Origin of the sequence: Leisingera sp. SS27 (genome assembly GCF_028368855.1) — a bacterium.
In the GTDB taxonomy this organism is placed as follows: Bacteria; Pseudomonadota; Alphaproteobacteria; order Rhodobacterales; family Rhodobacteraceae; genus Leisingera.
The window spans coordinates 173,180-179,619 of record NZ_JAQNCY010000008.1; the positions used below are offsets into that span (position 1 = coordinate 173,180).

Consider the following 6,440-nt stretch of genomic DNA (forward strand, 5'->3'; position numbering starts at 1 on the left):
TTCAGTTGCCTCCCTTTACGGTGGTGCGATGCTTGGGCCATGTGACACTGAACTCGCATCCTTTCCCCTCTGCGGAACGGACTGAAACAGATCCCCCCGCCCGCTGTACGTGTTTCTGGACGATGGCGAGACCCATGCCGCTGCCTTCCACCTGGTCACGTGATTTGAGCGTCTGGAACATTTTGAAAATCTTCTCATGATACTCAGGGGCGATACCGGGTCCGTCGTCAGCGACCTGGAAGACCCAGTTCCCGTCCTGGTCCCGCAGTGTTACGTCCACATTCCCGGTGCCGGTTTCACTGTGCTTGATCGCGTTGGAGATAAGATTTGCAAAAATCTGTTTCAGCGGCATGTTCACGAGCTGGATGTTCTTGAAGGCCGGGTCGATGCGGATCGTGAAACCTTCAGGCAGGTCAATCAGCATCAGGACTTCCTGCATCAGCGCGTCACCTGGCATGAGCTGCTGGTAACGGTGATCATCGGCACGTCCGATCCGGGAGTATTCCAGCAGATCGTCCAGCAGCCGGTCCATCCGCGTCACACGGGAGCGGAGCAGCTGCAGATTCTCGCGGCTGTCTTCGTCCAGAACATCCGCCAGATCCTCTTCCAGCCAGGTGGAGGCATTGTCGATCACCCGCAAGGGCGCCCGCAGATCGTGGGAGGCTACATAGGCAAAATCATCCAGGTCGCGGTTCGACCGGGACAATTCTTCTATGAATTGCTCCCGCTCGGCCTCCGCGCGTTTTTGTTCTGAGATGTCGCGGACGATGCCGCTGAACAGGATGTGGCCGCCGACGTGGACTTCGCTGACGGATAGCTGCAGCGGAAAGGTGCTGCCGTCCTTGCGCAGCCCGCGCACCTCGCGGCCGGTCCCGATGATATTTTTGCGGCCGGTTTCATGATAATTCCGAAGGTAGCCGTCGTGTGCCGAGCGGTCGGGGTCTGGCATCAGAAATTTGACATTCCGTCCCGTGGCTTCTTCTGCGCTGTAGCCGAAAATATGTGTGCAGGCGCGGTTGTAGCTAAGGATGTTTCCGCCTGCATCAATGGTGATCATTCCGTCGACAGTGTTTTCCTGAATCGCGGCGAGCTCATTCTGTTTGCGTTGCAGAGAAAGCTGGATCGTCTTGTGGCGGCACACGATGAAGGCAAAACCCCAGAGTGCCAGGACCGTAAGCCCCCTGTTGGTCAGAATGATCCAATGATTGGCCGCTGTGTGCGGAACCAGAAAGTAGCCGAGAACCGAGAGGGCCGACCCCACCGCGGCATAGGTGTATGCGGTAGCGGGTGTCTCCGCCCAGATGGCACAGAGAACGACACCGGTGTAGATCAGCCCGGCCGCCACCCCCAGCGGGGTCAGATAGTCGAACAGAAATCCTGCAGCAATCATAGCGGCTGCTGCAGCCTGGGCGCGCTGGCCCTCTGGAAGCAGCCGGGGAGCTGGCTGGCGGATGCCGGTTTGCCGGGCGTAGGTCATGTGGCGAGCGGTCCCTTGGATTATTGCAGGCGGATGGAATTTCGTTTTCTGACTGCGGCCCTGTTTGCGGCCGAATGACGGTTTGCCTGGAAAGAGTACACCCCTTGTGTGTTTCATCAAGGAAAATACACCTAAGGGTTGTTATTGGGATGTTGGGCGCGGACGCGATAATCGGATTGGTGCACACGGTCAGGCGCCGGGGAGACGGCGGGTATCGGAAGGCAGGAACCCTGCAATGACGCCGAAGCCGCGCCGGGCAAAGAAGTTTTGCAACCGTTTTGATGCGCTGAGGCCCCGGCAGGCCAGGAGTGCTGCCGGGCGGCGTGCGAGGTTTGCAGGGGCGCCGAAAGCGGCTCGGCGCGGGGTTAAGAAATTTCTGTCGGTTTGACGCTAGCTTTGCGCGACCTCTTTAGAATCACGAACGCGCGGAGAGATTAATGTTTTTCAATTCCAAGGCGGCCAAACCTGCAGAACAGCTTGGCAGCGCAGAAATAATTGCCGGTATGGTCGACCGCACGCAGGCGACGATCCAGTTCAAACCTGACGGCACCATACTGACGGCCAATGCCAATTTCCTCTCTGCGCTGGGATACCGCCTGGAGGAGATCGAAGGCCGGCATCACTCGATGTTCGTGGCACCGGATTTGGCGGCGAGTGCGGAATACAAGTCATTCTGGAAGGAATTGGCGCAGGGGCGGGTGTTCACCGATCAGTATCCGCGGGTGACCAAATCCGGGGAGACCATCTGGATCCAGGCCACCTATGCGCCGGTGACCGGGCCGGATGGCTCTGTCGTGCAGGTGGTGAAGGTTGCGACCGACGTGACTGTGCGCCGCCGCGGGCTGCAGGAAATTGCCCGTGGTCTGGAGGCAATGAGCCAGGGCGACCTCGGTATCCGGGTCACGCTGTCGGAACAGGCGGACATTGCAGCGCTGGGCGAGGCGTTCAACCGCTCTGCGGAGCAGTTGCAAACCGCAATCGGTGCTGTCACCCGGGTGTCGGATGCGGTGGGGCGTACTTCCGATGAGATTTCAAAGGCTGCCAGCGATTTGTCGCAGCGCACCGAAAGCCAGGCCGCGACGCTGGAGGAAACGGCGGCGGCGATCGAGGAACTGACCTCTACCGTGCATTCCGCGGCAGAGGGGGCCGAGAAGGTGGAGGGAATCGTCAGCGAGGCGAAAACCGCGGCAGAGCGAAGCGGCCGGGTGGTTGAGGATGCGGTGGCAGCGATGTCGCAGATCGAGACCTCGTCTGAAGAGATCGCCAAGATTATCGGGATGATCGACGACATTGCCTTTCAGACCAACCTTTTGGCATTGAATGCCGGGGTGGAGGCTGCGCGGGCCGGAGATGCGGGCCGCGGATTTGCGGTTGTGGCCTCCGAAGTGCGGGCGCTGGCGCAGCGTTCCGCCGGGGCGGCAGGGGAGATCAAGCAGCTGATCAGCGAAAGCAAGCAGCAGGTGGCCAGCGGTGTCGACCTTGTGGGGCGCACCGGAGCAGAACTGAAAGAGATCATAGGCAGCGTCGGCACCATTTCCAGCCACATCAGCAGTATTGCCACCGGCGCCAAGGAACAGGCGACATCGCTGAGCGAGATCAATCTGGGTGTTTCGCAGCTGGATCAGGTGACCCAGCAGAACGCGGCGATGGTGGAGCAAACGTCGGCAGCCAGCCAGCAGCTGTCGTCTGACGCCGGTCAGCTGACCCGTGAGGTTTCCAAGTTCAGCGGCTGCGGAGGAGCAGGTCAAACAATGCCCGCGGGAGCAGACGTGATCGCTTTCCAGCGTCCTGCGGCGGCGCCGGTTGCTGCGCAGAATGAGCTGCCTGCGGCGCAGGGCTGGGACGATTTCTGAGGCCCCCGCATGCCAGCCATCCGGTGCCGCCCGGCCTGAATTGACGTGTTGACACTCCCCGCCTGTGCCGCAACGCTGGCCGCAAAAATGACGGGGTGAACACATGGACAGCCAGAATGCGGCTGCATATCCGCTGGTCCGCCGGGCCGGGCTGAGCGGCATGCTGGTCAGTTTCGCCGGCAGCCTGAGCGAGGCGTCCAACCGTGCAGCGCTGGCATTCCGCACCGCAGTGGAGGCGATGGCACTGGAGGGCGTGGTGGAGACCATGGCCTCGCTGGCGTCGGTGTTTGTCCGCTTTGAACCCTCGGTGCTGCCGCACGGCCGGCTGGAAGATGCGCTGCGAGGGCTGCTTGCCACACAGGATTGGCTGCAGGCGCCGTTGCCCGCCGGGCGCAGGTTCTGGCGGGTGCCCACCGTTTACGGCACCGATCTGGCACCCCAGCTGGCAGAGGCCGCCGATGCCGCAGGTATGAGCGAGGCGCAGGCAATCGACAGCCTGAGTGCGGCGCGGGTTCGGGTGCTGACCATAGGTTTTGCGCCCGGCCAGCCCTATCTCGGCTCGCTGGGACCGGAATGGGATCTGCCGCGGCAGACCGAACTGACACCGAAGGTGCCGCGCGGGGCACTGGTGCAGGCGATCCGCCAGTTCGTGCTGTTCTCAAATCCCGCCCCCACCGGATGGCGCCATGTTGGCCAGACCGGAATGATGCTGTTCCAAGCGGACGCGGGCCAGCCCTTTGCCCTGCGCGCCGGCGACGAGATGCAGTTTGAACCGGTTTCCAAGCCGGAGTTCCTGAAGCTGTGTGAAGCTGACCCGCTGCGCGGCGGGGCGGCAGCGCGGGAGATCGGCGCATGAACGGCCTCAGGATCCTCCGTATAGGCCCGGTTGCATCGGTGCAGGACATGGGCCGCCCCGGGCTGCTGGGGCAGGGGATATCCCAGGGCGGCGCCGCGGACACCCTGGCACTGGCCGAAGGCGCGGCGCTTCTGCGGCAGGATCCGGGCCTGGCGACGCTGGAAATGGGCGGCATGGGCGGTGAATTCGAAGCCACTGGCCCTCTGCGTATTGCATTCACGGGCGCGCCGATGGCGGCAGCGCTGGAGGGCACTGCGCTGGCCTGGAATGCCTCGCACCAGATGGAGGCAGGGCAGCGCCTGACCATAGGCGCTGCCCGCGCCGGCGTCTATGGATACCTGCATCTGGGCGGCGGCATTGCCACGGAACCGGTGCTGGGCGCGCGCTCAGTTCATCTGATGGCGGGGCTCGGCCGGGCGGCTGAAGCCGGAGACCTGCTGCCGGCCGGGCCTGACAATAGCGATGAGACCGGGCTGGTGCTGGCGGCTGAAGAGCGTTTCAATGGTGGCGAGCTGCGCATCGTCGAAAGTTTCCAGAGCCCTCTGTTTCCCGAGGCAGTTCGTACGCGCTTTGCCGCAACGGCCTTCAGCCGCGGCAGCCGGGCCAACCGGATGGGGGTAGAGATGGTCTCGGATGGCGCCGGCTTCGCTGCCGACGGCCAGCTAAATATCCTGTCCGAAGTGATCCTGCCCGGCGACGTTCAGATGACAGGTGACGGCAAGCCGTTTGTGCTTCTGCGCGAATGCCAGACCACTGGCGGCTACCCCAGGATCGGCACTGTGCTGCCTTGCGACCTGCCCAAAGTGGCGCAGGCCCAGGCAGGTGCAAGCCTGCGTTTCCGCTGGATCAGCCTGGAGGAAGGGCTGGAGATCCAGGCCGCGTTCGGGAAATCCCTGAAAGGCCTGCCCGCGGCGTGCTGCCCGCTGGTGCGCGACCCGGCAGCAGTCCGGGACCTGTTGTCCTATCAATTGATCAGCGGCGCTGTCTCGGCCGATGCCGACCCGTTCGCCAAGGGAGAATCCACATGAGCAAGACTGTCGACCTGAATGCCGATATGGGCGAAAGCTTCGGTCCCTGGAACATGGGCGATGATGCGGCGCTTCTGGGAATTGTGTCCTCTGCCAATATTGCCTGCGGCTTTCACGCAGGCGATCCGGATGTGATGGCGCGGACCATGGCGCTGGCGCGGGATAAAGGGGTGGGGATCGGCGCCCACCCGGGGTTCATGGACCTGCAGGGTTTCGGCCGCCGCAAGATGCAGGTGCCGCACGGCACTCTGGCCAATATGATCCGCTACCAGCTGGGTGCCGCCCGCGGCATGGCAAAGGCGTCAGGCACGGAAGTGCGGCACCTGAAACTGCACGGGGCGATGTCCAACATGGCCTGCACCGACCACGCGATGGCACGCGCCTGCTATGAGGCGGCGCTGGATGTCGACCCGGATATCATCATCATGGTGCTGGCCGCCACCGCCATGGAGGAGGTGGTGCGTGAGCTGGGCTGCAACTGGTGCGGCGAAATCTTTGCCGACCGCGCCTATAATGACGATGGCACCCTTGTTGACCGGTCGCTGCCGGGTGCTGTTATTCATGACCCGGCTCTGGCCGGGCCGCGCATTCTGCAGATGGTGCAGGAGGGCGCGATCATTACCGAAAGCGGCAGGCGCATCCCGGCGGCGATCGACACAATCTGCCTGCACGGCGATACTGCCGAGGCGGTGCAGCTTGCGGCTTCTGTCCGCAGCAGCCTGACTGCGGGCGGGATCGCCATCCGGCAATTTCCTGGCCGCCGGCGCTGAGGATGGGCCGTGTGACATTCAGACTTTCTATCCATGTTGAGAAAACCCCGGGATTCGCGGGGCTTGAGGCTTTGGATGCGGGTCTTTCCGACTCGCCGCGGTGTGCCCCGCTTGTGTGTCTCAGGCGAGTCCCCCCTATATATGGTGGAGCGTGTTTGCGGCGTTGGCTCCGTCCGCCGCTTCGAAGCCTCTTCGCAGCCTGGACGGCTGGCCGTTAAACGGCTTTCTTGCCGCCTAAGATACTGGTTTCTTTCAATTTATATGGGTGCTGGTCAAAAAGTCATGGAAACTTCAAAAAAGGGGTTGCGACTCTCCGGCACTAACCATAGAACACCCCTCACCGGCGGCGCTGAGGCGCAGCTGAGAGACACCGGGCGGGACGGCGGCGACGCGGGATCGGACGGGGGACGGGCTGGAGAGACGGCTGGACGCTCAGGAGAGACTGGGTCATTTTGG

The 6,440-nt window shown here is 62.9% G+C and carries 5 protein-coding genes; 4 read left to right on the plus strand and 1 reads right to left on the minus strand.

Going from position 1 to position 6,440, the window contains the following annotated elements:
* Nucleotide 1 precedes the first annotated feature (1 nt).
* Nucleotides 2–1,477: a sensor histidine kinase gene (locus N6L27_RS17040; RefSeq protein ID WP_271908531.1), complete on the minus strand. Its 1,476-nt coding sequence runs from the start codon at nt 1,475–1,477 to the stop codon at nt 2–4.
* 437 nt (nt 1,478–1,914) lie between these two features.
* Here N6L27_RS17040 and N6L27_RS17045 point away from each other — a divergent pair, with 437 nt between their 5' ends.
* The 4 genes from N6L27_RS17045 (at nt 1,915) to N6L27_RS17060 (ending at nt 5,984) form a co-directional block, all read left to right on the plus strand.
* Nucleotides 1,915–3,330: a methyl-accepting chemotaxis protein gene (locus tag N6L27_RS17045; protein ID WP_271908532.1), complete on the plus strand. Its 1,416-nt coding sequence runs from the start codon at nt 1,915–1,917 to the stop codon at nt 3,328–3,330.
* 103 nt (nt 3,331–3,433) lie between these two features.
* Nucleotides 3,434–4,186, plus strand: a complete 753-nt coding sequence (locus N6L27_RS17050; RefSeq protein ID WP_271908533.1) for a 5-oxoprolinase subunit B family protein — start codon at nt 3,434–3,436, stop codon at nt 4,184–4,186.
* Nucleotides 4,183–5,214 carry a biotin-dependent carboxyltransferase family protein gene (locus tag N6L27_RS17055; RefSeq protein WP_271908534.1) on the plus strand — a complete coding sequence of 344 codons (1,032 nt, stop codon included), beginning with the start codon at nt 4,183–4,185 and terminating at the stop codon, nt 5,212–5,214. Before N6L27_RS17050 ends, N6L27_RS17055 begins: the two co-directional genes overlap by 4 nt.
* Nucleotides 5,211–5,984 carry a LamB/YcsF family protein gene (locus tag N6L27_RS17060; protein WP_271908535.1) on the plus strand — a complete coding sequence of 258 codons (774 nt, stop codon included), beginning with the start codon at nt 5,211–5,213 and terminating at the stop codon, nt 5,982–5,984. The genes N6L27_RS17055 and N6L27_RS17060 overlap by 4 nt, the downstream gene beginning before the upstream one ends.
* The last annotated feature ends 456 nt before the right edge of the window (nt 5,985–6,440 follow it).